At 51.1% G+C, this 22,958-nt stretch carries 30 protein-coding genes and 1 other RNA gene; 3 read left to right on the forward strand and 28 right to left on the reverse strand.

Annotated features, from left to right (window positions below; translation table 11 throughout):
- Window positions 1-14 precede the first annotated feature (14 nt).
- From yabA to IRJ17_RS03940, 10 genes are all read right to left on the reverse strand, one after another.
- The gene (gene yabA / locus IRJ17_RS03895) at window positions 15-386 is read right to left on the reverse strand and encodes a DNA replication initiation control protein YabA (RefSeq protein WP_122966037.1); all 372 of its coding nucleotides are present in this window, start codon (window positions 384-386) and stop codon (window positions 15-17) included.
- 28 nt (window positions 387-414) lie between these two features.
- Window positions 415-1,230, reverse strand: a complete 816-nt coding sequence (locus IRJ17_RS03900; RefSeq protein ID WP_063230309.1) for a PSP1 domain-containing protein — start codon at window positions 1,228-1,230, stop codon at window positions 415-417.
- A 3-nt stretch (window positions 1,231-1,233) separates the two neighbouring features.
- Window positions 1,234-2,214 carry a DNA polymerase III subunit delta' gene (gene holB, locus IRJ17_RS03905; protein ID WP_063230308.1) on the reverse strand — a complete coding sequence of 327 codons (981 nt, stop codon included), beginning with the start codon at window positions 2,212-2,214 and terminating at the stop codon, window positions 1,234-1,236.
- 16 nt (window positions 2,215-2,230) lie between these two features.
- The gene (locus IRJ17_RS03910; RefSeq protein ID WP_122966038.1) at window positions 2,231-2,677 is read right to left on the reverse strand and encodes a YaaR family protein; all 447 of its coding nucleotides are present in this window, start codon (window positions 2,675-2,677) and stop codon (window positions 2,231-2,233) included.
- A 137-nt stretch (window positions 2,678-2,814) separates the two neighbouring features.
- Complete coding sequence (locus IRJ17_RS03915; RefSeq protein ID WP_007719896.1) at window positions 2,815-3,144, reverse strand: cyclic-di-AMP receptor; 330 nt, start codon at window positions 3,142-3,144, stop codon at window positions 2,815-2,817.
- Between the two features lie 128 nt (window positions 3,145-3,272).
- On the reverse strand, window positions 3,273-3,914 hold the full coding sequence (gene tmk / locus IRJ17_RS03920) for a dTMP kinase (protein WP_173599728.1): 642 nt from the start codon (window positions 3,912-3,914) through the stop codon (window positions 3,273-3,275).
- Window positions 3,915-3,961: 47 nt separating this feature from the next.
- The gene (locus IRJ17_RS03925; protein ID WP_242773328.1) at window positions 3,962-5,434 is read right to left on the reverse strand and encodes an aminotransferase class I/II-fold pyridoxal phosphate-dependent enzyme; all 1,473 of its coding nucleotides are present in this window, start codon (window positions 5,432-5,434) and stop codon (window positions 3,962-3,964) included.
- Window positions 5,435-5,563: 129 nt separating this feature from the next.
- Complete coding sequence (locus IRJ17_RS03930) at window positions 5,564-5,746, reverse strand: sigma factor G inhibitor Gin (protein ID WP_005830511.1); 183 nt, start codon at window positions 5,744-5,746, stop codon at window positions 5,564-5,566.
- 60 nt (window positions 5,747-5,806) lie between these two features.
- A complete protein-coding gene (locus IRJ17_RS03935; RefSeq protein WP_242773330.1) occupies window positions 5,807-6,814 on the reverse strand; it encodes a hypothetical protein in 1,008 nt (335 codons plus the stop codon).
- Window positions 6,811-6,996, reverse strand: coding sequence for a hypothetical protein (locus tag IRJ17_RS03940; protein ID WP_173599725.1), 186 nt, complete (start codon window positions 6,994-6,996; stop codon window positions 6,811-6,813). The genes IRJ17_RS03935 and IRJ17_RS03940 overlap by 4 nt, the downstream gene beginning before the upstream one ends.
- A 69-nt stretch (window positions 6,997-7,065) precedes the next feature.
- Here IRJ17_RS03940 and IRJ17_RS03945 point away from each other — a divergent pair, with 69 nt between their 5' ends.
- A complete protein-coding gene (locus IRJ17_RS03945) occupies window positions 7,066-7,593 on the forward strand; it encodes a hypothetical protein (RefSeq protein ID WP_122966042.1) in 528 nt (175 codons plus the stop codon).
- Between the two features lie 9 nt (window positions 7,594-7,602).
- Here the strand turns inward: IRJ17_RS03945 and IRJ17_RS03950 are convergent, their stop codons facing one another.
- The 10 genes from IRJ17_RS03950 to IRJ17_RS03995 form a co-directional block, all read right to left on the reverse strand.
- A complete protein-coding gene (locus IRJ17_RS03950) occupies window positions 7,603-7,869 on the reverse strand; it encodes a pro-sigmaK processing inhibitor BofA family protein (protein ID WP_063230302.1) in 267 nt (88 codons plus the stop codon).
- Window positions 7,870-7,881: 12 nt separating this feature from the next.
- Complete coding sequence (locus IRJ17_RS03955; RefSeq protein WP_063230301.1) at window positions 7,882-8,112, reverse strand: DUF2508 family protein; 231 nt, start codon at window positions 8,110-8,112, stop codon at window positions 7,882-7,884.
- A 13-nt stretch (window positions 8,113-8,125) separates the two neighbouring features.
- Complete coding sequence (locus IRJ17_RS03960; protein WP_122966043.1) at window positions 8,126-9,100, reverse strand: CPBP family intramembrane glutamic endopeptidase; 975 nt, start codon at window positions 9,098-9,100, stop codon at window positions 8,126-8,128.
- 50 nt (window positions 9,101-9,150) lie between these two features.
- Window positions 9,151-9,645: an SRPBCC family protein gene (locus tag IRJ17_RS03965; protein ID WP_173598007.1), complete on the reverse strand. Its 495-nt coding sequence runs from the start codon at window positions 9,643-9,645 to the stop codon at window positions 9,151-9,153.
- Between the two features lie 67 nt (window positions 9,646-9,712).
- The gene (gene recR / locus IRJ17_RS03970) at window positions 9,713-10,309 is read right to left on the reverse strand and encodes a recombination mediator RecR (RefSeq protein ID WP_005830525.1); all 597 of its coding nucleotides are present in this window, start codon (window positions 10,307-10,309) and stop codon (window positions 9,713-9,715) included.
- 28 nt (window positions 10,310-10,337) lie between these two features.
- Window positions 10,338-10,649 carry a YbaB/EbfC family nucleoid-associated protein gene (locus IRJ17_RS03975; protein WP_063230366.1) on the reverse strand — a complete coding sequence of 104 codons (312 nt, stop codon included), beginning with the start codon at window positions 10,647-10,649 and terminating at the stop codon, window positions 10,338-10,340.
- Between the two features lie 40 nt (window positions 10,650-10,689).
- Complete coding sequence (gene dnaX / locus IRJ17_RS03980) at window positions 10,690-12,414, reverse strand: DNA polymerase III subunit gamma/tau (protein WP_173599723.1); 1,725 nt, start codon at window positions 12,412-12,414, stop codon at window positions 10,690-10,692.
- Between the two features lie 129 nt (window positions 12,415-12,543).
- Window positions 12,544-13,974: a PAS domain-containing sensor histidine kinase gene (locus tag IRJ17_RS03985; protein WP_122966046.1), complete on the reverse strand. Its 1,431-nt coding sequence runs from the start codon at window positions 13,972-13,974 to the stop codon at window positions 12,544-12,546.
- Window positions 13,975-14,223: 249 nt separating this feature from the next.
- An RNA gene (gene ffs, locus IRJ17_RS03990) (signal recognition particle sRNA large type) lies at window positions 14,224-14,488 on the reverse strand.
- Window positions 14,489-14,533: 45 nt separating this feature from the next.
- Window positions 14,534-16,312 (reverse strand): HD domain-containing phosphohydrolase, encoded by a 1,779-nt coding sequence (locus IRJ17_RS03995; protein ID WP_173599722.1) that lies wholly within the window; start codon window positions 16,310-16,312, stop codon window positions 14,534-14,536.
- A gap of 226 nt (window positions 16,313-16,538) precedes the next feature.
- On the opposite strand from IRJ17_RS03995, the gene IRJ17_RS04000 reads away from it, so the two are divergent.
- Entirely contained in the window at window positions 16,539-17,429 is an 891-nt protein-coding gene (locus tag IRJ17_RS04000; protein ID WP_242773333.1) for an EamA family transporter, read from the forward strand.
- 54 nt (window positions 17,430-17,483) lie between these two features.
- Here the strand turns inward: IRJ17_RS04000 and IRJ17_RS04005 are convergent, their stop codons facing one another.
- Both IRJ17_RS04005 and IRJ17_RS04010 read right to left on the reverse strand, forming a co-directional pair.
- Window positions 17,484-18,140, reverse strand: coding sequence for a DedA family protein (locus tag IRJ17_RS04005; RefSeq protein ID WP_122966049.1), 657 nt, complete (start codon window positions 18,138-18,140; stop codon window positions 17,484-17,486).
- Between the two features lie 25 nt (window positions 18,141-18,165).
- Window positions 18,166-18,753, reverse strand: coding sequence for a class I SAM-dependent methyltransferase (locus IRJ17_RS04010; protein ID WP_122966050.1), 588 nt, complete (start codon window positions 18,751-18,753; stop codon window positions 18,166-18,168).
- A gap of 241 nt (window positions 18,754-18,994) precedes the next feature.
- Here IRJ17_RS04010 and IRJ17_RS04015 point away from each other — a divergent pair, with 241 nt between their 5' ends.
- The gene (locus IRJ17_RS04015; RefSeq protein WP_122966051.1) at window positions 18,995-19,303 is read left to right on the forward strand and encodes a DUF4870 domain-containing protein; all 309 of its coding nucleotides are present in this window, start codon (window positions 18,995-18,997) and stop codon (window positions 19,301-19,303) included.
- A gap of 91 nt (window positions 19,304-19,394) precedes the next feature.
- Here IRJ17_RS04015 and IRJ17_RS04020 read toward each other — a convergent pair whose 3' ends face one another.
- From IRJ17_RS04020 to IRJ17_RS04045, 6 genes are all read right to left on the reverse strand, one after another.
- A complete protein-coding gene (locus tag IRJ17_RS04020; protein WP_122966052.1) occupies window positions 19,395-20,030 on the reverse strand; it encodes an NAD(P)-dependent oxidoreductase in 636 nt (211 codons plus the stop codon).
- Between the two features lie 230 nt (window positions 20,031-20,260).
- Entirely contained in the window at window positions 20,261-20,650 is a 390-nt protein-coding gene (locus IRJ17_RS04025; protein WP_063230290.1) for a rhodanese-like domain-containing protein, read from the reverse strand.
- 21 nt (window positions 20,651-20,671) lie between these two features.
- Window positions 20,672-20,938 (reverse strand): metal-sensitive transcriptional regulator, encoded by a 267-nt coding sequence (locus tag IRJ17_RS04030; protein WP_063230289.1) that lies wholly within the window; start codon window positions 20,936-20,938, stop codon window positions 20,672-20,674.
- 95 nt (window positions 20,939-21,033) lie between these two features.
- Window positions 21,034-21,516, reverse strand: a complete 483-nt coding sequence (locus tag IRJ17_RS04035) for a DsrE/DsrF/DrsH-like family protein (RefSeq protein ID WP_122966053.1) — start codon at window positions 21,514-21,516, stop codon at window positions 21,034-21,036.
- Window positions 21,517-21,608: 92 nt separating this feature from the next.
- Window positions 21,609-22,397: a sulfite exporter TauE/SafE family protein gene (locus IRJ17_RS04040; protein ID WP_122966054.1), complete on the reverse strand. Its 789-nt coding sequence runs from the start codon at window positions 22,395-22,397 to the stop codon at window positions 21,609-21,611.
- A 324-nt stretch (window positions 22,398-22,721) separates the two neighbouring features.
- Window positions 22,722-22,946, reverse strand: a complete 225-nt coding sequence (locus IRJ17_RS04045; protein ID WP_122966055.1) for a sulfurtransferase TusA family protein — start codon at window positions 22,944-22,946, stop codon at window positions 22,722-22,724.
- Window positions 22,947-22,958: the final 12 nt, after the last annotated feature.

The raw sequence follows: 22,958 nt of genomic DNA on the forward strand, positions 1-22,958 counted from the left end.
ATCGCTCGTCACCTTTATTTTTGAGGGCCGCCGCTCAAAAACGAGAGACAGAACAGGCAATCCCCTTCTTTACGCAAACTGCCGAAATGCACATTGCAGATATGAAACCCTTCCGCATACAGACGAGCAAGGTTGTCATACCCTTCCCCGACCACGGCCTTTTTGGCTTTCTCCTTGGCAACAATGCTTGTTCCTTTTTGTTTTGCCTGGGAGCCAGTCTTTTTCTTGTCCAGTCGGTTGCGAAGATGCTGGTTTTCAACGAGTAATTGGGCATTTTCCTCCATCAAAACAACGATGACGTCTTTCAACTCACCGATCTCTTTGTACAGGTCCCCAATTCGTTCTTCAATGCTCGCCATCTTGACGAAGATTTCCCGTTTGTCCACTAGCTCACCTCTCCCCTACCCCCACACTTTATTCATAGGTGGGGAGCCCTATCGCAATCTCATCCAATCCAAATTCCGTGATGCGTTTGTCGATCGAAAGCTCCACCTGAACGGACTGATCCAGTACGTTAACAGAAACGACTCGTCCATTTCCCATCGGGGTAGTGACCACCTTGCCGACATCCGGCATTTCATCACGCGTGCTTTCGTAGTTGTCATTCTCGTATTTTAAACAGCACATCAAACGGCCGCACAGACCGGAGATTTTTGCTGGATTCAACGAAAGGTTTTGATCCTTGGCCATTTTGATCGAAACTGGCTCGAAATCGCCGAGGAATGTCGAACAGCACAGCAGCCTGCCACAGGGACCAATGCCGCCAAGCATTTTTGCTTCGTCGCGCACGCCAATCTGACGCAGTTCAATGCGGGTGCGAAACACGGAAGCGAGGTCTTTTACCAGCTCGCGGAAATCAACCCTGCCGTCAGCGGTAAAATAAAAAATGATCTTGTTGCGGTCAAATGTGTATTCCACATCGACCAGCTTCATATCGAGCTTGTGCTCCTTGATCTTCGTCTGGCACACGGAAAAGGCGTTTTTCGCAGCTTGCTTGTTTTCATCAACCTGCTTAGCGTCTTTATCGTCAGCCATGCGAATGACCTTTTTCAACGGCAGCACCACATCGGACTCAGCGACTTCCTTTTTGCCGATGACGACCTTGCCATATTCGACCCCTCTCGCCGTTTCGACGATTACAGTGCAATCTTTCTCTATCGGCAGTCGGTCAGGGTCGAAGTAATATATTTTGCCCGCTTTTTTAAAACGGACCCCAACAACCTCATACAAGGGTTATCCCTCCTGGAATTGAAGAACCAACCGCTCAAGAGCCAACTGTGCGTTGGCGTTTCGCTCTATCCGATTTTTCGTATCCATGACCAAATCTATCCCGTGCAAGAGCTCAGCTTTTGTCCATACCAGTGCTTGTCCTTGCAGCACATCCTGTTGGTCGCTGTTAATGAGATGGGCATGCCTGCCTACTTGCACATACAGGATATCGCGCAGCCAAAGGATGAGCAAATCTAAAAAGAGGGGTAGTTCCTCTTTGATTTTGTCGCTCTTTTGCAACATATCATGGATGGTGAAGAGCGCAGACGAATTACGCTGTTTGCACTCATGGCTCAATTGTATCACTAGATTTCTTAGCTGTGCAAACGATTCTGATTGGCTGAGTGCCTTGGCCTCTTCCACATTTGTCGTAATGTGGGAGGCAATCTGCGCCATCCCGGCAGAAATGCCGTCTGACCGCAGCTGTGCCGCAATGGCTTCGGCAGAAAGTGGAGAGAATTGCACGATTTGGCACCGGGATAAAATCGTCGGGAGGATCGAGTGGCTATGTTCCGTCAGAAGCAAGGCCAGTACACCAGCGGGCGGTTCCTCCAAAAACTTCAGCAGGCTGTTGGAAGCTTGCGTCGTCATTTTGTCGACGTGTTCGATGATGTACACCTTGTGCTTGGACTCTACCGCACGCATGGCCATTTCTTTTTGCAGCGCGCGAATCTGGTCGATTTTAATAGAAGCTCCATCAGGTGTAATAAACAGGACGTCGGGGTGGTTTCCCCCTTCAATCCGCCTGCATGTAAGACAGGCCCCGCAGGCGTCCGCTTCCCTTTCCGGACAAAAAAGGGACTTCGCCAGATGCAGGGCCATCTGCTTTTTACCCGCTCCTTTGGGACCAGCCAATAAATAGGCGTGTGCCAATCTGTTGTTGAGCAGGCTATGATACAGCAGCTCGGAAGCTCTCGGCTGCTGGGAAAAACGGGTCCATGTCATAATGGTTTCACACCCACTAAAAATACAAGTTGATCAGCATGCCGCGGATTTCGCCAATCCGGGCCAACAAATCAATCGTCGGCGCCTGGTCGCTCAAAAGCTCATCTGTCAGACGCAAAAGCTCCTCATCGACCTGCTTGACGATTTTGTACAGCCTGCTGCGGCCTCGCCGATTGATTCCTCGTCTGTCATCCAGGGCAACCCCGTATTTGACGGCTTCCTCCATGAATTGCTTGACGAGGTTTTTATATGCATAAAAATCGCGAACAGAGCGCGATCTGGCAAGAACTTGCCCCATCCTGTCGATGTCGCCGAGCAGCCGATTGATCAGCTCCTGGGACATGCGCTCGTCTTCTCCTTGCACCATCGTGCCAAAATTCAGCTTTTCGAGCTGAGGATTTCTACGTGAATCTGCCGTTTTTATCATGTCCAGCTTAGGTCTAAGCCCATCGCCGATTTTCATCTCGCCACCCCACAGGCCCGATCAGTAGGGGATAAACCCCCCGTTACATCAAGTATAAACGAAAGCGGCGAAAAAAGAGAGCATGAACTAACCTGCAGATGAGAATGAGGATGCTCTTCACTTTTGCGCATCATATGTCAAAAAGAGTGGAACTCTCCTACATCCAGTACAAACACGGCGGCTCCGCCTACCTGTACCTCCAGCGGGTAAGGCATGAACGAATCCACTGCATTGCTGAGAGGGGAAACAGGAGTGACCATTTGCTTGCGGGATTTGCAGTTGTGTGCAATGATGTCGATTACTTCCGGCACGCTTTCGTCAGACGTACCGATCAAAAACGTTGTGTTGCCAGCTCGCAAAAAACTGCCGGTACTGGCGAGCTTCGTCGCGCGAAACCCTTTCTTTACCAGTTGTTGAGACAGACGACCACTATCTTTGTCCTGGACGACCGCAACTACCATTTTCATCGGCTATCACCCTTTCCGCAAGAATTATCCCGCACGTGCTTTATTGTATGAAAATCATGTAGGCTTGGTACGCTATTTCGCCTAAACATATTATACAGTATGTACCTGTACATGCGGTACTGCGAACCTTACAATCTGTCCAGCAATACGCGCAATGCCGATTCGTACACCTGCTCCATCGGCTGCTCGGCATCAATAACGACGAAGCGATCGGGGTCTTTTTCCATGACAAGCTGATACCCTTCTCTTACCAGCTGGTGGAAGCGGATTCCTTCCAGATCGAGCCGATTGACTTCTCTGCCGCGCGCCTTGTTGATTCTCGCCAGTCCAACCTCGGGACGTATATCGAAAAACAGCGTCAGTTCCGGCATGCAGTCACCGACGGCGAAGCGGTTGATCTCATAGACTGCCTCTATGCCAAGCCCTCTTGCATGGCCTTGATAAGCAAGACTGCTGTCGATAAAGCGATCGCAAAGCACGATTTTGCCCGCTTGCAAGGCAGGCAACACTTTTTCAGCCAAGTGCTGGCGTCTCGCTGCGGCGTACAGCAATGCTTCCGTTCTCTCGTCCATTTGCGTATGCGCCGGATTCAGGATGATCTCCCGAATTTTTTCCGCAATATCGATACCGCCCGGCTCGCGTGTCAACAGCACATCCACGCCACGCGCCTGCAATTCCTCGTAAAGCTTGGCGATGACAGTCGATTTGCCCGCCCCTTCGCCACCTTCGACAGTAATAAAACGGCCTTTTGTTCCTGTTGTCACTTGCATGCTCCTTCCGCACCTGTTGTAGCAGGCCACTTGCTTCCTATCTGTAACTAACGCAACACCTGGATGGTATGCAAACGATCGTCCTGCACCCCGTGAAAGCGAGTGCGCCCCCGCCGCAACTCGGCGAGCATTTCCAATCCTTCCTCATCCATTCGCTCACCCGGAACGAGTACCGGAATACCTGGAGGATAAGGAATGACCATCTCGGCCACGATTCGTCCCGTTGCCTGTTCGAGCGGAATCGTCTCCCGCGGGCGGTCAACCGCTTCGTGCATCGGCACAGCCTGCTTGCGCAAATAGTGCGAGGAGACAACGCCGTGCAAAAGAATCCGCTCCGCTTCCGCTTCGACTTGGGGCGAGAGCGATTCCAGCAATCGGGCCAAGGCTTCCAAGTCTTTATGAGTCGTTCCTGCCGATGCTGCCAGCAGTACGTGAGAATCATCAGCCAACTCAGGAAAGATTCCATGTCTTTCCATTAATTCCTGCAACGCAAATCCGCTCGTCTGTCCCGTGCGCAAGTGCAAAAACAGCTTCAAAGGATCAAACGTCGTATATACGCAGTTCGCGGAAAGCTGCGGCCATTCCAGCCATTCCAGCTTGCCTGTTCTCTCCCGGAGCTTGTCCAGTAGCGGCAGCAGTCGCTCCCATTCTTCACAGGCCTCAAGCGCCAGATGACGCCGGGCCAGATCGAGCGAAGCCATCAATATGTACGAAGGGCTGGACGACTGGAGCATGGCTAGATGCCGATACAATCGTTCCCTGTCTATTCGCCCGCCTTGCAGATGCAGCATGGAGGACATCGTCATGGCCGAAGCCATTTTATGTGTGGATTGTACGGCAGCGTCCGCACCCGACTGCATCGCCGAGCGAGGAAAAGCCGGATGAAAGCCAAAGTGGGCACCATGCGCCTCGTCAATCAAAAGCGGAATGTCGTGCCGATGCACCGTAGCCGCCATTTTCGCCAAGTCGATGCCCATGCCGTAATAGGTGGGATTCGTCAAAAAGACTGCCTTGGCATCCGGATGTGTCTGTAGGGCACGCTCGACATCCTCGCGCCTGACCCCGGCGGCAACACCTGTTGCCAAATCCACGGCAGGCACCAGAAAAATCGGCTCCGCTCTGGCCATGATGATCCCGTGATAAACCGATTTATGGCAATTTCGCTGCACGAGAATTTTGTCACCCTGTCGGCATACCGTCATGATCAGGGCAAGATTCCCGACTGTGCTGCCGCCAATCAAAAACTTCGTCTCTTCCGCACCGAAAGCTTCCGCAGCCAAAGACTGTGCTTCCGCAATCACGCCTTGAGGCTGGTGCAAATCATCGGTTCCGCTAATTTCAGTCAAATCAAGCTCCAATACGGATTGAAAACGATGTTTGGCGTGGCTGTCAAAGCTGTGGCCCATTTTGTGCCCAGGCACATGAAACGGATGCGGGCGATGCTTGGCGTGCCGTTCCAGCTGTTCATACAGGGGCGCACGCTTTTGTCGCTCCCGAAATTCAGCATCTCTCATAAGCACGCGCGACTCACGTCCTTTGTCATGAATATTACCCATTATTTTAGCATGATTTGACATGAGGAAAACGGAAATTCGCCAAGCTTTTTGGCAAATGAAAAAAGACACCGGGGATGCCGATGCCTTTTTCCGTCACGCATCTTTTCGCAGCCAAATTCGTCTCATCTGGTGGATAAAGAACGGATACTTTTCGTCCTGGACGTCGGTATTTACCATTTCCTGTTCGCATTTTTGACAAATAAACTGCTCACAAATGGCGATCCCGTCGTTCTGCTCCTGTTCACAGACGATACATCGCTGAGCAACTTTTTCCATAGTGCAAACGCCTGCCCTTTTCCTCAATCTACCAACCATTATACCCCATTATAATCCGCATCATTCCCAAACGTTCGTCTTTTCGCCGATAGCTCGGTAACCTTTGAAAAAAAGCTGGGCTTCCTGGGTTGGAAAACAGGATGCCGCGTCCACGACCAACGACTGGCGCATCACCTTCGCCACTTCTTGCAGGGAAAGCTCGTCCACAATACCGAGCCTGTCTCCGATCACCAGCAAATCGGCATCCTGCAATACGGCGTTCCACGAATCGCCGTGCAGCCAGTCGGGGTGTACCTCGTTCGGATATTGCCCGTCCGCTCCGGTGTAGACAGCTACGTCCATTTTCGCCAGCCAGCCTTGGGGCATCTTGTCCCACAAAGCGTTTGAACCGATCAGCGCTACTCGCCTGACCTTCGCCTTTTCCAGAACGAGCTGGCATTCCCGCTCAAGCCATTTGCAAACATGCGAGTGATCCCGACGCTCCGCAAAAAGCCAGCCCTGCCCGATCCGCGTATCCAAACCTAAAGCTCGCGACACTTGCCTGAGCGAGACTTGCCGGGTATCGCACCACTCGCCCAGCTCCCAATAAAAGCGTTCTTTCCACGCCAAATAACGCGGCAGCTGACGAATCGCTTCATCTACTTCCCGGCAGCCGCAAATCATGGACACTTTGCCGTATTCGGCAAGCAGTCGGCAAACCAGACGCATATGCTTGCCGGACGGATCTCCCCCGATCAAAGCGCGCTCGTTGCCCGACCACAATGCCAAGCGGATTACTTCCCATTTCCTCGCATCATCACCAGCCTCGCTCGACAACGCCAGCTCATCCGCCCAGGCATATGGCGCCTCATCCCCGTATATCACCAACAGGTCCGCATCGTTTTGCTGACGCATGCTTGTTCTATCCGCTGCCCGCAGCTTGTTGTAATCGTCATGCCCGGTTACAAGAAATCCGGCGACACCTTCTGGCGGAAGTCCTGTTTGCTCAGATGCCAAATCGATCCCGCATTCGCGCAGAGAACCGCCCAAGCTGCGCACGATTTGTTCGGACGCGGCCCATAACGTCATTCGCTGCTCTCGCACATCTCCTCCCCCGCTTTCTTGGGCAAAAGTCTTATGCCGATTCCATTTCGTTCCTTTTTATCGTTGCCCATAAACCGCAAGTCCATCACATTTTCGCAACAATCGCCGCCAGCCGGACATGCGAAAAAGCCGTCAGTCTTGGCGCGGACCAACGGCTTTTTTTGCATAAGGTGCAACTTTCTCCCGATTGGAGACTGTGCGATAATAGACAAAGAACTGCGAAGGATGTGACTTCTATGAAGGGACAAGCCCAACATACGATCTACAGCTACAAGCTGCTTTACCGATTTCGCTGGGGACTTATCGGCTATTTGCTTCAGCTTTTGCTGATTGGCCTGTCCCTGATCGGCAGCTCCATGCTGTTGCAAGTACCTGTGGCCTCGCTTGTCGTCACATTGGCGATCCTGCCTGTCATACCGATCTGCCATTTGATCATTTTTCGGCTCTACGCCCAGCTGCGCTCGCAAAAACCTCAGACAACCGCTGACATGCTCGTCTCACCATGGTGGGGGGCTGGCTACGTGCTTCCCGTTCCGTTATCTGTTTATCGAGCCAGCGAAAGTACCGTATTGGTCGGCACCGCACTCCTGGCTGCGGGAGCATTCGTCTGGCTGTCGGCGGGCTATGGACTTACGTTGCTCGGCGGCGTGGCCGTCGTATCACTGCCGCGCCTGATCGCCTTGATCGCCTCGTTGCGTCAGCCTGGCTGGAGCCGGGTTAAATACGAGAATCGCGGAGTTGCCTTTTTGAAGACAGACGGTTGATCAATCCGTTCACATGATCCATAGCTTGATGACAATCAGCGCAGCGAGTCCTGGCAGGCGGAGAAATCCGGCGACCAAAGCTGTGACCGGGTTGATCGGAATATGGAAACTGGCCAGCTCGCCAACCAGATTGGTAAAAAACAAAAGAATGGCACCAATGACGACTTGCATGACGCCAAAACCAATCCACCTGATGGGAGTAGCCACTGACTTGCTTGCCGCTGTCAAAAGCAAAATCCCGACAATAATCAGCGCAATGATCCATCCCGTAGCCATGAACGCCCCCTCCTACGCGTGCTTGCGATGGCGCTCTCGTTTTGCCTGCGCCAGCAAGTACATGTACCGCTTTTCGGTAACGTGCAGATAATAGATGACATCCTCCAGACCGCCATCCGGCTCGCTGATTTCGACAAGATGGCGGGCGTGCTGCCAATCCTCACGAGCCTGATTTACCGCTACATCCAGACTCTCGGCATCCCAGTCGATGACAACCCGTTCTTTTTTTCCCCACCTGCTCACCTGCAAATCCTCCTCAGTTAAAGTAGTACAAAACCCCCATCATGTTATTGACCGCATGCAGCACAACCGCTCCCCAGATGGATTGGTAACGGTGTCGCACAAACCCCAGACCCAATCCGATGACGAACAGAGGCGCAAACAATGCCACATCAATATGCAAAAGGGCGAACCAGAGACTGCTGAGAATAATCCCGGCCACGGCACCTATGCGCCGAACCAGATAAGTCTGAATCACGCCCCGAAACAGAATCTCCTCCGCAATCGGAACCATGATCCCAATGACCACAAGCGATGCCACCGCCGCGAGCATATCCGTATCTTTTGCCGTCACAATCTCTTTTTCGATTTGCTGCTCTCGCTCCGATGACAAGGAAAGCCCAAACCAATCGGCTATCGGATTGGTCACCACCACGTCCAAAAGCAGTGCAATCAATAAAAAAAGCAACAGCAGCAAGACGAGCATCTGCTTGATCCGGACAGGACGACGTACCCCGATTTCCCCTAGCCTGCCGCGAAACCAGAGCGGGATCAGGATCAGCAGAAACAATTGAAAGACAGCCGATTCCAGCGTGCCTGCAACCGTCCCTACCGCAAACAGCGTGTCCTCCAGCACCAGCCCGTACACAACCAGCACAATGGTTTGGAATACGTGCATCCACGCCACGATGTGCACCACATCATTGCCTGTCAGCTCGTGATTTCCCCATAACCACAAAGTCTGCTTGCTCTCGCGGGTGAGACTGTACATATAACCGATCGCTCCGACGAGGCTAAGCGCTGCCACTGCGAAGACGACCAATCCCATCCACGCCTCGGGCACATCTGTAGTAGAAGCAACCCACTTTCCGTCCTCCCCGAGATGAAACCGAATCATGGAAAACTCGGCCGCAAACATCAGCCAATACCCGATGAATAGCATGATCGCCCACGGAGTGGACTTTTGTCGCCCAGCCCAACTCGCAAGCGACAGTCCTGGTCCTGTCAGCATTTCCTCACACTCCTACTTCACTCTATGTCTCGTCCACGAAAAAAAGTCCGTCACTCCTGCGATTTCTTTGCGATGTGCTGCAACTCCTGCGCCTTCGCCTCGGCAACCTCTTTGATGTATTCATTTCGTGTCCGCAAAAAGCGAGTCATGTACGCTTCCAGTACCAACCAGTCAAACACCTTTCCCACGATGCCAAAAGGAGAAGAATAGTCGAAAATGTCCAGCATTTTTGTCGAATGTTCCCCGAGCACGACAAACTCATGCGTATGTCGGAAACGTTTAAACGCGCCCTGCACCATCTCATCGACAAAATAGCGCGGTTCTTCCATCTCGGTAATCTTGGCGGTCAAATTTTGCTTGATGCCAAAATGAACGGCTTCCCATGTAACCGACTCTCCCAGCTTGATCAAACCGCTGGTCACTCCGCCAATCGCCTTTTCGCGTGTACGCGCGGTGGACTCCATATGTAAATCAATGCTTCTCGCCGCATCAAAACAAATCTGTTGCGGTGCCTGAATCGTAAACTCCATGCGAATGACGGGCATCCTTGCTCCCCCTCTTGTCTCTTAAACGAAAAAAAAGACAGGCATTTCCCCCGTCTTCTTTTTCGCTCTATAGATCGCGTCTGCCTTCCAACGCTTTGCTCAAGGTCACTTCGTCCGCATACTCCAAATCTCCGCCCACTGGCAAGCCGTGAGCAATGCGCGTCACGCGAATGCCAAACGGTTTGATCAAACGAGATATGTACATGGCGGTCGCTTCCCCTTCGATGTTCGGGTTGGTCGCCAGGATGACTTCCTTCACCTGTTCATCGCCAAGGCGCTTGAGCAGGTCAGGAATGCGGATATCTTCCGGCCCGATCCCGTCCATTGGCGAGATAGCACCGTGCAACACGTGATAGTAGCCTTCGAACTCTTTCGTCTTTTCCATCGCGACGACATCGCGCGGTTCCTGCACCACGCAAATGATCGAGCCATCCCGACGCTTGTCCCGGCAAATATGGCACGGATCAAGGTCGGTAATATTGTTGCAGACGGAGCAGTAATGAAGCTGGCGCTTTGCGTTGACCAACGCTTTTGCCAGATCAAGCACGTCGTCCTCTTTCATGTTCAGTACAAAAAAGGCAAGCCGCCCAGCGGTCTTCGGACCAATGCCGGGCAGTTTCATAAAACCTTCGATCAGCTTGGAAACCGGTTCTGGATAGAACATCGCGTAATTCCTCTTTTCCTGCCCGATTTTAGAACAGGCCCGGGATGTTCATGCCTCCGGTGAATTTGCCCATTTCTTTGCCCATCATTTCGTCTGCCTTGCGCAGCGCGTCGTTTACCGCTGTCAGCACCAGGTCTTGCAGCATTTCCACGTCTTCCGGATCAACCACTTCTGGCTTGATTACGATGTCTCGTACTTGCTTGTGTCCGTCAGCCTTGACGACAACCGCGCCGCCGCCAGCAGAGCCTTCCACGATTCTATCTTTCAAAGCTTCTTGCGTTTTTTGCATTTCTTCCTGCATTTTCTTCACTTGCTTCATCATTTGTTGCATTTGCTGCATGTTTTTCATTGAGGTGTCCTCCCTGTTTTGGTTTTGACTGCTAGTCTTTTACTTCTATAAGTCCTTCACCTACAAGCTTGATCGCCTCTGCCAGAAACGGGTCTTCCTGCTCCCCGCCCGGATCGTCCTTTTGTGCCGTCTGCTGATCGACGCTCTGCCACTCTTCTTCCATGACAGACAACAGTTGCAAAGGTCTTCCCAGCACAGTAGACATGACCCGCTCCACTACACCTTTCAACTCCGGCTCCATCGTTTTATCACAATGGATGGCGCTTGTAAAAGTGACGATAACAGCATCGTTTCCGGCGGCTACAGGCTGACCGTTCACCAGCCACGCCTGATACTGTATTTTGACCTTTTTCAATTCATTTAAAATCTGGCTCCACTGTCCCCGAACCTGTCTGGTCAAGTTTTCATCAAGCGACTTGGCTACTTCCCTGACGCGATTCATCGACGTCCGTGAACCACCGCCTGCGGCTGCCGCAACCACGCGTCTCGGCTCGCTTTTGCGCGGCTCTTCGGTCTTTTGCTGGCCTGGCAGACTGATTTGCCCTTGCAGTACCTGGCTCAGCCTCTCCTCCAGAGCGTTCAGACGGGCAGCCATAGCTGTCCATTCCTCACTGCTTGCTGCCGCTGCTCCACCACCGCCTGCTGTAGTCTGGGTGTTTGGAGAGCTTGCAGCGCTTGACTGGCACATTTTCACCAGTGTCAGCTCCACCAGCACTCTCGCATACGTCGACCATTTCAACTGGGAAAGCGACTGGTTGCACGTCTCGATCGCGGCATACAAAGCCGGCAAGGAGTAAAGCTTGGCAACCTCCTGGAACTGGTCGTCAATCATGGTGCGTTCCACGATTTCCTCCAGTTGAGGGGCTGTCTTCAACAGCAGCATGTCGCGGTAGTAGTAGAGAAAATCGTGCAGGAACTGCTCAGGGTCTTTTCCCTGAACCATTACCCGATCAAATTGCTCCATCACTTGTGCCACATCGTTTTCGGCGATATGTCTTGCCAGGACGGAAAAATACGATTGGGCGACCGTACCCGTGATCTGCATAATATCGCTGGCACGAACCTCATCCTTGCTGTAGCTGATTGCCTGATCCAGCAAGCTCAGCGCATCGCGCGCCCCGCCCTCCGCCATTTTGGCAACCAGTTGAAGCGCCTGCTCCTCGACCTGGACTCCCTGCGACTGGCAAATCCGCTGAAGCAGATCGACCATCACTTTTAACGGAATCCGGTGAAAATCGAAGCGTTGGCAACGCGATATAATCGTCGCGGGCAGCTTGTGCGGCTCTGTCGTCGCCAAAATAAAGATGACGTGGGAAGGCGGCTCCTCAAGCGTTTTCAACAGGGCATTGAATGCCTCTGTCGTCAGCATATGCACCTCGTCAATGATGTACACCTTGTACCTGACATCGCTCGGAGCAAACTTCACCTTATCTCGAATGTCCCGGATTTCCTCAACCCCGCGGTTGGAAGCGGCGTCGATCTCCAGTACATCAGTTACAGAACCATTGGATATCGCTTTGCATGTATCGCATTGATTGCATGGTTCGCCGTCGATTGGCTGCTCGCAGTTCACTGCCTTGGCCATAATCTTGGCTGCACTTGTCTTTCCCGTACCTCGGGGACCGTTGAACAAATAAGCATGAGAAAGCCTATTTTCGCGTAACGCATTACGCAAGGTTATCGTCACATGTTCTTGTCCGACTACATCCTGAAACGTCTGCGGCCGGTATACGCGGTATAGCGCGGTATAAGCCATGTTCGTGTGACACTCCCCATCTGCACAGTCCTCTTCCATATCCTATTCATTATACACGATTGACACCGTTCGTACAAAGAAAACGCCCCGTTCACAAGTGCGCGGGACGCTTCATCCAAACCGGGACAGCTACAGGTACGGCAGCATGATATGAAAGGTCGTTCCGTACCCTTTCGACGATACGCGAATTTGACCGCCGATGTCGTGAATGATCTTTTGACAGACGGACAAGCCAAGCCCTGTCCCTTCTTCCTTCGTCGTAAAAAACGGATCGAAAATTTTGTCGATGATGTAGAGTGGAACACCGGGGCCTGTGTCGTGGATATCGATGCTCATCTTGTCTCCATCCTGGTCAAGATGATGGGAAATTTGCAGCGTTCCCTGCTCTCCCATCGCCTCAATGCCATTTTTGCAAATGTTGATAAACACTTGCTTGAGCAGCTCCGTATCGCCTACAACCATCGGCAGCTTTCCGCGCGAAGGGAAGCGTACGTCAATCCCGTACAAAATCGCCTGTGACTCCACGATTGGCATGATTTCTTCAAAAACCGTATTGAGGTCAACCATCGCGTACTGTATATCGCGCGGCTTGCTCAGGAGCAAAAACTCGCTGACCAAGGAATTGATGCGATTGATTTCCGTCAGCATGATTTCGGTATACGTCTTTTCCCGATCCATCCCGCTGTCGGTGAATGATTTGAGGAACATCTGCAAAAATCCTTTGATCGAGGTCAACGGATTGCGGATTTCGTGAGCAGTGCCCGCCGCAATTTGACCGATCATCGCCAATCGCTCATTCCGTTCGATTTTTTGCTCAAACGAGCGCAGATTGGTAATATCCTTGAACAAAATGAATGCGCCGACTGTTTTTCCCGACTCGTCCTGCAGCGTATTGGCATCGACGATCAACTCGAAGCGCTGATTGTCATTCGTCCAGGAAGTCGCGACATTTTGCAGCTTCACGCCTTCCAACAGCTCTTTTTTGATCAGCCGATGCGGCTCGGGAATCCCGCTGAATACGTGATCGACGTGTTTGTTGATGACATTGAGCCGCTCCATTCCCAAAAGCTTGCAGGCAGTCTGGCTGGCCTCGATAATGCGCGAATGTTCATCCAGAATAAACAGACCCAAACTGGTATCGTAGGTCAGCTTGGTCAAAAGGCGCTGAGACAAGACCTGGTCGGTTTCTTTAGCCAATTGGTAAAAATGAACCAAATACAAGGGATTCTCTGCTTGCTGTACCAGTATCATCACAGGCGTCTTCCTGCTTTTCCCCTGTTGATCACGCCACTCTACTTCGACATTTGCTCCCGACTCTTCTTCTCTTTGCAAAAGCTCTTCGTACAGTTGTTCCATCGAGCCTTGATAAGGGAGAATAGTGGAGATGGGTTGCTTGATCAGTTGATCGCGTGAATATCCGGTTACACGAAGCAGTTGTTCGTTTACTTCCACGATACTACCCGATTGATTCACCAATAAAACGGCAGTAGGCAGTTGATGCATGAACCGCTGCAATCGTCCGGACGAGCCAACGAGATGTAACGAAAAAGGTGCACTCACAGCTTGTCCCTCCTGGCCTATGACGTACTTCATGAGCAAAGAAACCCATGGCATTTCTCAACTATTATGAAACTTCGTGAAAAAGTGCTCAAAACCTGCCCTTTTAGGCACTTATGAGCAGAGAAATGTTTCGCTAGTTATCGTCAAATTACAACAAAAAATATATCGATCGGCAAATTAGAAATCGCGGACAAACTAAAAATAGCATGCTTCCCGAAGGAAACATGCTATTGATCGTTCAAATAGATACCGTGCACCTATCTTCGATAATTCTCATCCAAGCGTTACTTATGGTAGCAGCTCAGAGCAGGCTACCCTGCGGCACACGCGATGATCCACTTATGGCTGCTTCCTTCCGGACCTGACCAGGTTCATGGGTTCGCGTTGCACAGGACCCGCTCCTCAACACCGCCGCCATAAGGCAGCCTCACATAAGAAAACCTAGGATAGGAATTCAACCCTGCTATTGCGGATTGCAGGTTACAGGGCACCGCAACCTCCCCGTCTAGCACGGTACGATAAGAATACCAAAGATAATGGCTGATAGCAAGCTGCAAACCTATCCAATACTGGTAGCTGTCTTTTCTTTGACAAGAATGACACAACTGTCCTTTGATTGTGTCACTTGAATCGCTCCACTCAAATACGCTTCTTGAAAAATAGCAACGATTGCCGGGTCAAACTGCGTACCTTTGCAGCGTATGATTTCCTCGTACGCCTCTTTGCCGGACATGGCATTTCGGTAAGAGCGCGTAGAGGTCATGGCATCAAACGTATCTGCAACGGCCAGTATCCGTCCGATCAACGGGATCTCTTCACCCTGGAGCTGGTGCGGATAGCCCTTCCCGTCCCACCGCTCATGATGATGCCGCACGCCCGGACTGACATGGGACAGGCTTTCAATCTGCTCCACGATGTCGGCCCCGATCGAAGGGTGCCTTTTCATAAACTCGTATTCATCGAAAGTCAGCTTTCCATTTTTCAGCAACACATGATCAGGAATCGCCACTTTGCCAATGTCGTGCATCAGGCCCGCATAGCGCAGGTCATCACGGGTAAATTCCAGTTGTTCTTTTTCCGTCATGTGATCATACATGATTAGGGCGTAATGGGTCACTCGCTCCGTGTGGCCGGCTGTGTACGGGTCCTTCATTTCGACCGCCAGATAAAAGCTGCGCACAATCTGATCCAGTCCCTTTTGGGAATATTCCCGCTCCCTTTCGATCAAAGACTGCATTTGTTCTGCCATCATGTTGAACTTTTTCTCCAGGAACGTGATTTCCTGCATGCCCTCAATCGGTACGCGTATGGAAAAATCCCCTTTTACCAAAGCGTCAGTGGCATCAACCAACGTGTAGATCGGCTTGGCAATCCACCGGGAAATGCGGTGAGCCACATAGCCGGAGAAGATGACGACGAGACAAATCGTGCACCATAAAATAAACTTCATCCGGTCCAGCCGATTGGCGATATCCTGGCCCGGCAACCATTCCAGATAGGTGATCCCGCTCGCCGCAGAAGTCTGATGGTACGCATAGACACTCTCGCTGTTGATTGTGGCGGCAAACACCGTTTCCTCCTCGAAACCGAGTAAGTGCTTGTTCAGAATCTCCTGGTCAGGAGTAGCGGATACGTTCATCCCGATCCGATCCGCATCCGGGTGAATCAGGATTTTTCCGGAAGGCATGACCACCATCAGATTGTTGTACTTGGGGAGCGAGCTTTTGTTCAACCAGTTAGCCAGTGCGTCCAGCTTTAGCTCCACCAGCAAAAGACCTGACGATTGCTTGGTTTCATCCTCAACTCGCTGCGAAAAATATAACGCTTTCGGATTGCCTTTTTCATCGGAACGGTTAAGCAGCCAGATTTGGCCCTCGCCTTTTCCCCACGGCTCTTTTTGCAGCGATATCGGCCGTTCCTTTTCGTCCCAACCCGCTTCTTTTCGCAACGATATCACTTGCGAATCATCGCGCAAAAAATGAACGTTGCCGATCAGGTCGCGGAAGTAAGTAAAATGATCAAAAGCATCGCGTATCTTGCTTTGATGAGCTGTCCACTCGCTTTTGGCGAGAGGGTCCAACCGATTCTCCAGAGACTTGGGCATTGTCATTCGCAAGACCGGGTCGTTTGCCAACTGATTCGTATCGTGTTGGATCGTTTGAAACAAAGTATTCAGCCGCCTGTCAACGGAATCAAGATGCCCCCCAATGCTCGTCTCATACTGCTCTAGAACGGCCTTTTGCGCCTCCTGATAAAACAGGAAGCAGATGAGCAGGATGGGGAACAGACTCAGCAATAAAAAGGTCGCAAACAATCGGTCTTTCAACTTCAACAACACAAGCCTCCCCCCTTTTCCTCTGGTTGATCGCGCTCGTCAAAGCTATACCTTCTGCTGTTGGGTATGCTTATTTCGTGTCCTTTTCCCTATTACCGCGCTAGGACCAATGGTAAACCTTATTTTGGGGTTTTTGCCGCTTTTCTTTACACTGGACAAATGGACAAAGTCGTCCTGCACATATTATCCTAGCTAAGGGTCATTTACTTATATGTAAGGAGATACATGAATGAAATATATCCTTCTCGTATTTTTAGGAGCGTGCAGCTACGGGATTTTGTCGACGATTGTCAAGCTTGCCTACGGGCAGGGGTACTCGCCAGCAGAGGTCATCGGCGGACAAATGTTCTTCGGGCTTGTGCTCACCTGGATACCTGCTCTCTTTTTCTTGCGGACAAAACCGGGGAAAAAACAACTGCTGCTTTTAGTCAGCGTCGGTCTGGCTATCGGTTCGACGGGGATTTTGTACTACAATGCTCTCCGGTTCATTCCGGCGTCCATCGCCATCGTCTTGTTGTTCCAGTTCACCTGGATGGGGGTCTTGGCCGAGGCGGTCATGACGAAACGGATGCCCGACAAACCTACGCTGCTCTCGCTCGTGCTGCTCCTGTTCGGCACATTGCTTGCCGGCGGAATTTTTGAAACAGACGGAATCGCCCAGTTTCATATCGCGGGTGTCGTGCTTGGCCTGCTGTCTGCCGTCTCTTACACCATGTTTTTGCTGTTTAGCGGCAAGGCGGCGATCGGCGTCAATCCTTGGGTGCGCAGCGCGAGCATGTCTACCGGCTCCTTTTTGCTGGCAGGACTGGTTTACACGCCCGTGTTCCTCTGGAACGGCGCACTCTTGGACGGATTGTTCCCTTACGTCTTCCTGCTCGCTTTCTTCGGGATCTTCATTCCGACTGTTTTCTTCAACTTCGGCGTTCCGCATACAGGGCCGGGAATGGCCGCGATTTTGGGAGCTGCCGAGTTGCCGATGGCTGTATTCTCGTCGTTCATCATTCTCGGTGAAACCGTGTCGGCGCTGCAAGTGACAGGTGTGGTCGTCATCCTGCTGGGCATGATCCTCCCGGAATGGTTGCGCCAACGTCACAAGCGCCTGAAGTCTTCGCTCAGCTGAGCATGCCAAAAAACCCATCCTTTGCAGCCTTTTTCTGCAAGTGGATGGGTTTTCTCATTCGTTTCCTTCGCGTTCGACCGTCAGCGAGCGCGCGCTTGAAGCCTCGCTCTTTTGCCTTTTCCAAAGCGTATATCCGTAATAGCTGATGGCAGCCAGTATGACCAGTCCCACTGCGGTGACGACCATCGTCTGGTTGAACATCCCGACAAATGCATTGAGATTCTCCACATTGTTGCCCATCAAATTCCCGGCAAAAAACAGAACCAGTGTCCAGACAAGCCCGGTCGTGTAGGAAAACAGCGCGTAGCGGCGAAACGTCATCTTGCCAATGCCGACCAAATACGGAACCACATGTCGGACGACCGGCAAAAAGTAGCTGATGCACAAGGCGTAGCTGCCATAACGGTCGAGCAGCGCCTGCGCCCGGTCCACGTACTTGTTCATTCCTTTTTTCTTGCCAATCCAGTTCAATGCCGGAGCACCGAGCCATCTCCCCAGCACATATCCTAGCGACAGCCCGGAAACAACCCCCAGATAAGTCGCGACAAAAGCCGGAAAAACATGCAAAATCCCGAGCGAGGTCAATACTCCCGCAGACAGGACAATCACTTCGTCAGGAATCGGCATACCGACAATTCCTAGCCAGAGCATGAAAAAAAGAGCAAAATACCCAAACTGACCAACTGATTCAGTCAGCATATCCACGATCATCACGTTATCCTCCTATACGGGCAGGCTACCCGCGCTCTTTGCGGCATACATACACAAATGCCGGCGGAAGGTTGAGAGGCACCAGCTTTACTGTCACGTTTTCAAAGACGGTGGACAGCTGCTTCTTCATTTGGAGAGAGTATTGAAAGGCGACAAATACCCCGCCCGGCTTCAGCGCAGCGTAAACCTCTGCCATGATTTGATCGCGCAGCTCCTGCGGGAAGTTGGCAAAAGGCAACCCCGACACGATACAGTCCGCTTTGCCCAAGCCGGCATCGGCGAGTACACGCGTCAAATCGACGGCATCCTCATGGAAAAGGGCGTTAGGGAAAAGCGTCTCCAGCCTTTGGCGCATCTTGCTCTCTTTTTCAAAGGAAACCAGTGTGGCCTCCGGTCGCTTCATCTGCTCAATCCAGGTCGTAAAAATACCTGTGCCCGCGCCCAGCTCCACAATCGTATTGGCCTGACTCCAATCAATCGGATTCATCATTTGCTTTGCCAACGCTCGGGAGCTAGGTGTGATGCTGCCTACTTGCCCAGGTGACTGTAAAAAGTTGTAGAAGAACATCAACCGATCCTTGATGCTAACCGGATGATGACAATCGATCATCATGTTTCAAACGCTCCCTTCGTTGTATGCTTATCATTCATCATATCCAAAAAACATTTAGAATTATCTTTCCAAAAACGAAAGATTTTCTTAATACTATAACAGTAAACGATTGGAAATCAAAACACCTCCGTCTATAGTCGGAGCAAGAGATCACGCTTTTGATGGTTACGAACAGCTCTGCTTGTGCGTTACAATAGCTTCAACAACATCATTCGTCATACACGACGAGGAGGACTATTCTATGGATTATAGAGGTGTAAAAGCAATTACCCACGCCAGTGCATTCTTCGCACCGTTTTTAGTGCCAATCGTAGTCTGGCTGCTGATGCAAGATCGTGAGGCGAAAAATATGGCTCTCCAAGCCTTGCTGTTCCATCTGTTTATGAGTATTCTCATCAGCATCTCCTGGTTTTTCGTTTTCGTGCTGATCGGAATCCCGTTCCTGATCGTATTTGGCCTGATGGCGCTTTACTACCCGATCAAAGGGATCATCTACTCCTTGCAAGGACGACCGTTCCATTACCCAATTATCGGCTCTATTGTCAGATAAGGACAGCGAGGCAGCCGTTTCGCACACAAAAAAAGACCAGCGCGCCCGATCCGGGATGGCTGGTCTTTTCTGCATGCCTGACTCTATTTTGTTAGTTGGACCCAACGGTGAATCGTTGGTTGAGGTGTTGCGGATTTTCGATTTCATCAAGAACGGCAATGGCGTAGTCCGCGTAGCTGACATAGCTTTGTCCGCTTGCATTGACGAGCAAATGATCTTTGCCAAGCTGATAAGTGCCTGTTCTGGCTCCTTCTGGATCAAAGAAAGCGGATGGACTGATAAAGGTCCATTGAATCCCCGTCGTTTCTTGCAAAATGCGCAAGTTTTCTCCCTGGTTTTGCGCTGTTGCCAGGTAGATTCCCGGAAAATCAGGAGTTTCCATGACACGAGTCGTCTTCGCTTCGTCTACGAACAAGCTCCCTGCTCCCCCTACCACAAGCAGACGAGTCGAAGGTGCTCCCTTCATCGCTTCGATCAATACGTTGCCAGCCTCGACGTGCAGGTGTTCTTTTCCGGCAGGAGCGCCAAATGCATTGACTACTGCATCAAAGTCTTTCAAATCGGCTGCTGTCAGAGCGAACACGTCTTTTTCCAGAACAGCTGCTTTCGGTTCGTCGATTTTGGATGCGTCACGAACAACCGCTGTCACCTGATGGCCGCGATCCAACGCTTCCTTCATGATCCATTTTCCTGCTTTGCCGCTTGCGCCTACGATTGCGATTTTCATTGTTCTATTCCCTCCATGTGTTTAGATTGAGTCACCAAAACTCGGGTTATGAATGATAGGCCGCCATTTTAGTTGTAACTAAACAAGTTACATCAGTTGCAAAAAATAATGGCCTGGGCTTGCTTATCTTGTTGTAATCATTTTAGTTACAACCAAATCATCTGTCAAGCATGTATTTTTTGTGCAAATGAAAAAGCACCCGCTTTCGCAGATGCTCGTTTCTTTTTTCGTTACTTTTGTTTGGTCGGTCCTTGCCAGGTGACCAGTCCACCCTGAAGGTGCGCCATTTGCGTAAAGCCGTGTTTTTTCAGGATTTTCGCCGCTTGCTTGCTGCGCATCCCGCTGCGGCAGTACAACAAAATATCGTTTTTCGGGGAAACTTCCTTCACCCGGCTGTTCAACTGGGACAGAGGGATGTTGACGGCTGTAGGAATGTGACCCTTCTTGAACTCGTGTGGCTCGCGCACGTCAATCAGCATCACTCTGCTTTTTTGATTCACCCGCTCCTTGAATTGCTCGGCTCGCAGGTTTTCCAGCCCTTTTACAGGCATGAAGCGGGAAATCAAATACCAAGTTGTCAATGCATACACAATAATAAGCAAAATCGTCGTGAAGTCCATTTGAACATCCTTCCTAGTGAATTAGCGACTTTTCACCAACAGCTCTACCGCTTCTTTTACCATCTTGCTTGTGTCGCCTCCGAGTGCCTGCTCCTCCAACAGACAGCGCTGCAAATTCTCCGCTACGATCTGCGCGATTGCCTTGTCAGACGCGTTGCGGACAGCAGATAGCTGGGCGACTACTTCTTTGCAGCTTTTTTGCTCGTCCATCATTCTCAACACGCCACGGATTTGTCCTTCAATTTTTCGCAAACGTCTTTTAATATCGTCACCGTAGTTGTAATCCATGTGAAGTCCTCCCGTTTTTAGGATCGCGGATACGTATACAGGTATATTATGCAAAAGACAGGCTTTGTCAAGCAAGCCTGTCTGCTTTTCACCTCTTAAATAAAGAGGTTCACCTTCGCCTGTGTCGCATCGCCCAAGTAGGCTGCCACGCCCGCGTACTCCATTCCGTCCAGCAATTCTTCCTGCTGCAAGCCCAGCAAATCCATCGTCATCGTGCAGGCAACCAACTTGACTCCTTGCTCCTGCGCCAGCTCGATCAGTTGGGGCAGCGTCAGGGCATTGTGCTTTTTCATGACATGTTTGATCATTTCCGGGCCCATCCCCAGCATATTCATTTTGGACAACCCCAGCTTCTGCGCCCCTCTCGGCATCATCCAGCCAAACATTTTCTCCAGCCAGCCTTTTTTGACTTTGACGATCTCGTCCTTGCGCATCGTGTTCAAGCCCCAAAAGGTAAAAAAGATCGTGACGTCGTGATCGTAGGCAGCAGCCCCGTTCGCTATGATAAAAGCCGCGATCGCTTTATCCAAATCGCCGCTGAAAAGAACAATCGTCGTTTTCTCTTTCTGGTTTTCCATCGTTAAGCCCTCCCGTTAAATACTGTTACTCCTATAGGTATAAAAATGAGCGAAAAGAAGCCGCTCTCGACTCTCCATGCTTCTTTTCTCACTTACAAAATATCGCTCCACACTTTGATCGCCGTAGCGCAGATCAGCACAATCAGACCGTACCGCAAATATTTGACATCGATCTTGGCGCTGACCACACTGCCCAAAGGCGCACCCAGGACACTGCCAATGACCGTAAACAGGACCGGAACCAGCGGAATATGTCCCGCGTACAATTTGCCTGCGACACCACCGATGGCGGAAATGAATACGATAGCGAGTGACGAGGCAATCGTGACGCGCGTAGGAATCTTGAGGATCGTCAGCATGATCGGGATCAGGATGAAGGCGCCTCCCGCTCCGACAATTCCGGAGACAACGCCTACCACAAAAGCGATCGGGATGGCGACGAACCGATTGTAGACGATCTCTGCTGCCTGCTCCTGAGTCCCTTTGTTTTTCTTCAGCATCAAAATGACCGCTACGACAGCCAATATACCGTAAACGAGGTTGATGCTGTCACCAGACATGTATTTGGAAGCCAGGCCACCCAACAAACTTCCTGCCAGGATGCCGATTCCCATATCTCTGACCAGTCCTTTATGCACCAGGGGCGACCCTTTGCCATTTCGCTTGCGAAAAGCGATTACCCCTGACAGCGAAGCAAAAAAGACCTGGAACATCGAGATCGACGACACCTCCTGAGCGGAGAAATGAGCCAATCCAAGGCCTGCCGGAACAAACAGCAGCAATGGATAATTGATAATCGCTCCGCCAATCCCCAGCATCCCGGAGAAAAAGGAACCGACAAATCCTAGAGAAATCATGAGTAAATACAGCAAGACGTCCATATGCCCTCCCCGCATTCTCCGCCCAAATCGCACAAGAATGCCGTAGCCACTTTTCAAATGCGCATTTTTCAGGTACAATAAAAACCAAGTAAATAACTATGATTAAGGTGATTTAAATGGTTCGTTATTTAAAAGCCATTTTTCAACATCGCTGCCCTGTCTGCAAAGAACCTCTGCGTTCTGTGCGAAGCCACTTGCTTTGTGAAAAGATTTGCCCGAACGGCCATTTTCGCGAAGAAACCTACCCCGACCTCGGCGTTCGCATTGTATATGAAAATAAGGACTAAGCGAACACTTCTGCATCGTGCCCGCTTAGTCTTTTTCTTACAGCTTTTTCACCAGGAACTTGTATACGCCGTTCTCCAACTCATGAGACACCAGTTCGTTTTTCGACTGCTTCACCCATGCCGTAAAATCATGGAGCGACCCTTTATCGGTAGAGAGCACTTCCATGGTCTGTCCTGGCTGCAACGTATCCAGCGCTTTCTTCGCTTTGACAATCGGCATCGGGCAAGCAAGACCTTTTGTATCCACAACAACATCTGCCATGTCGTTTTCCCC

The organism is Brevibacillus parabrevis (assembly GCF_022701015.1).
GTDB lineage: Bacteria > Bacillota > Bacilli > Brevibacillales > Brevibacillaceae > Brevibacillus > Brevibacillus parabrevis.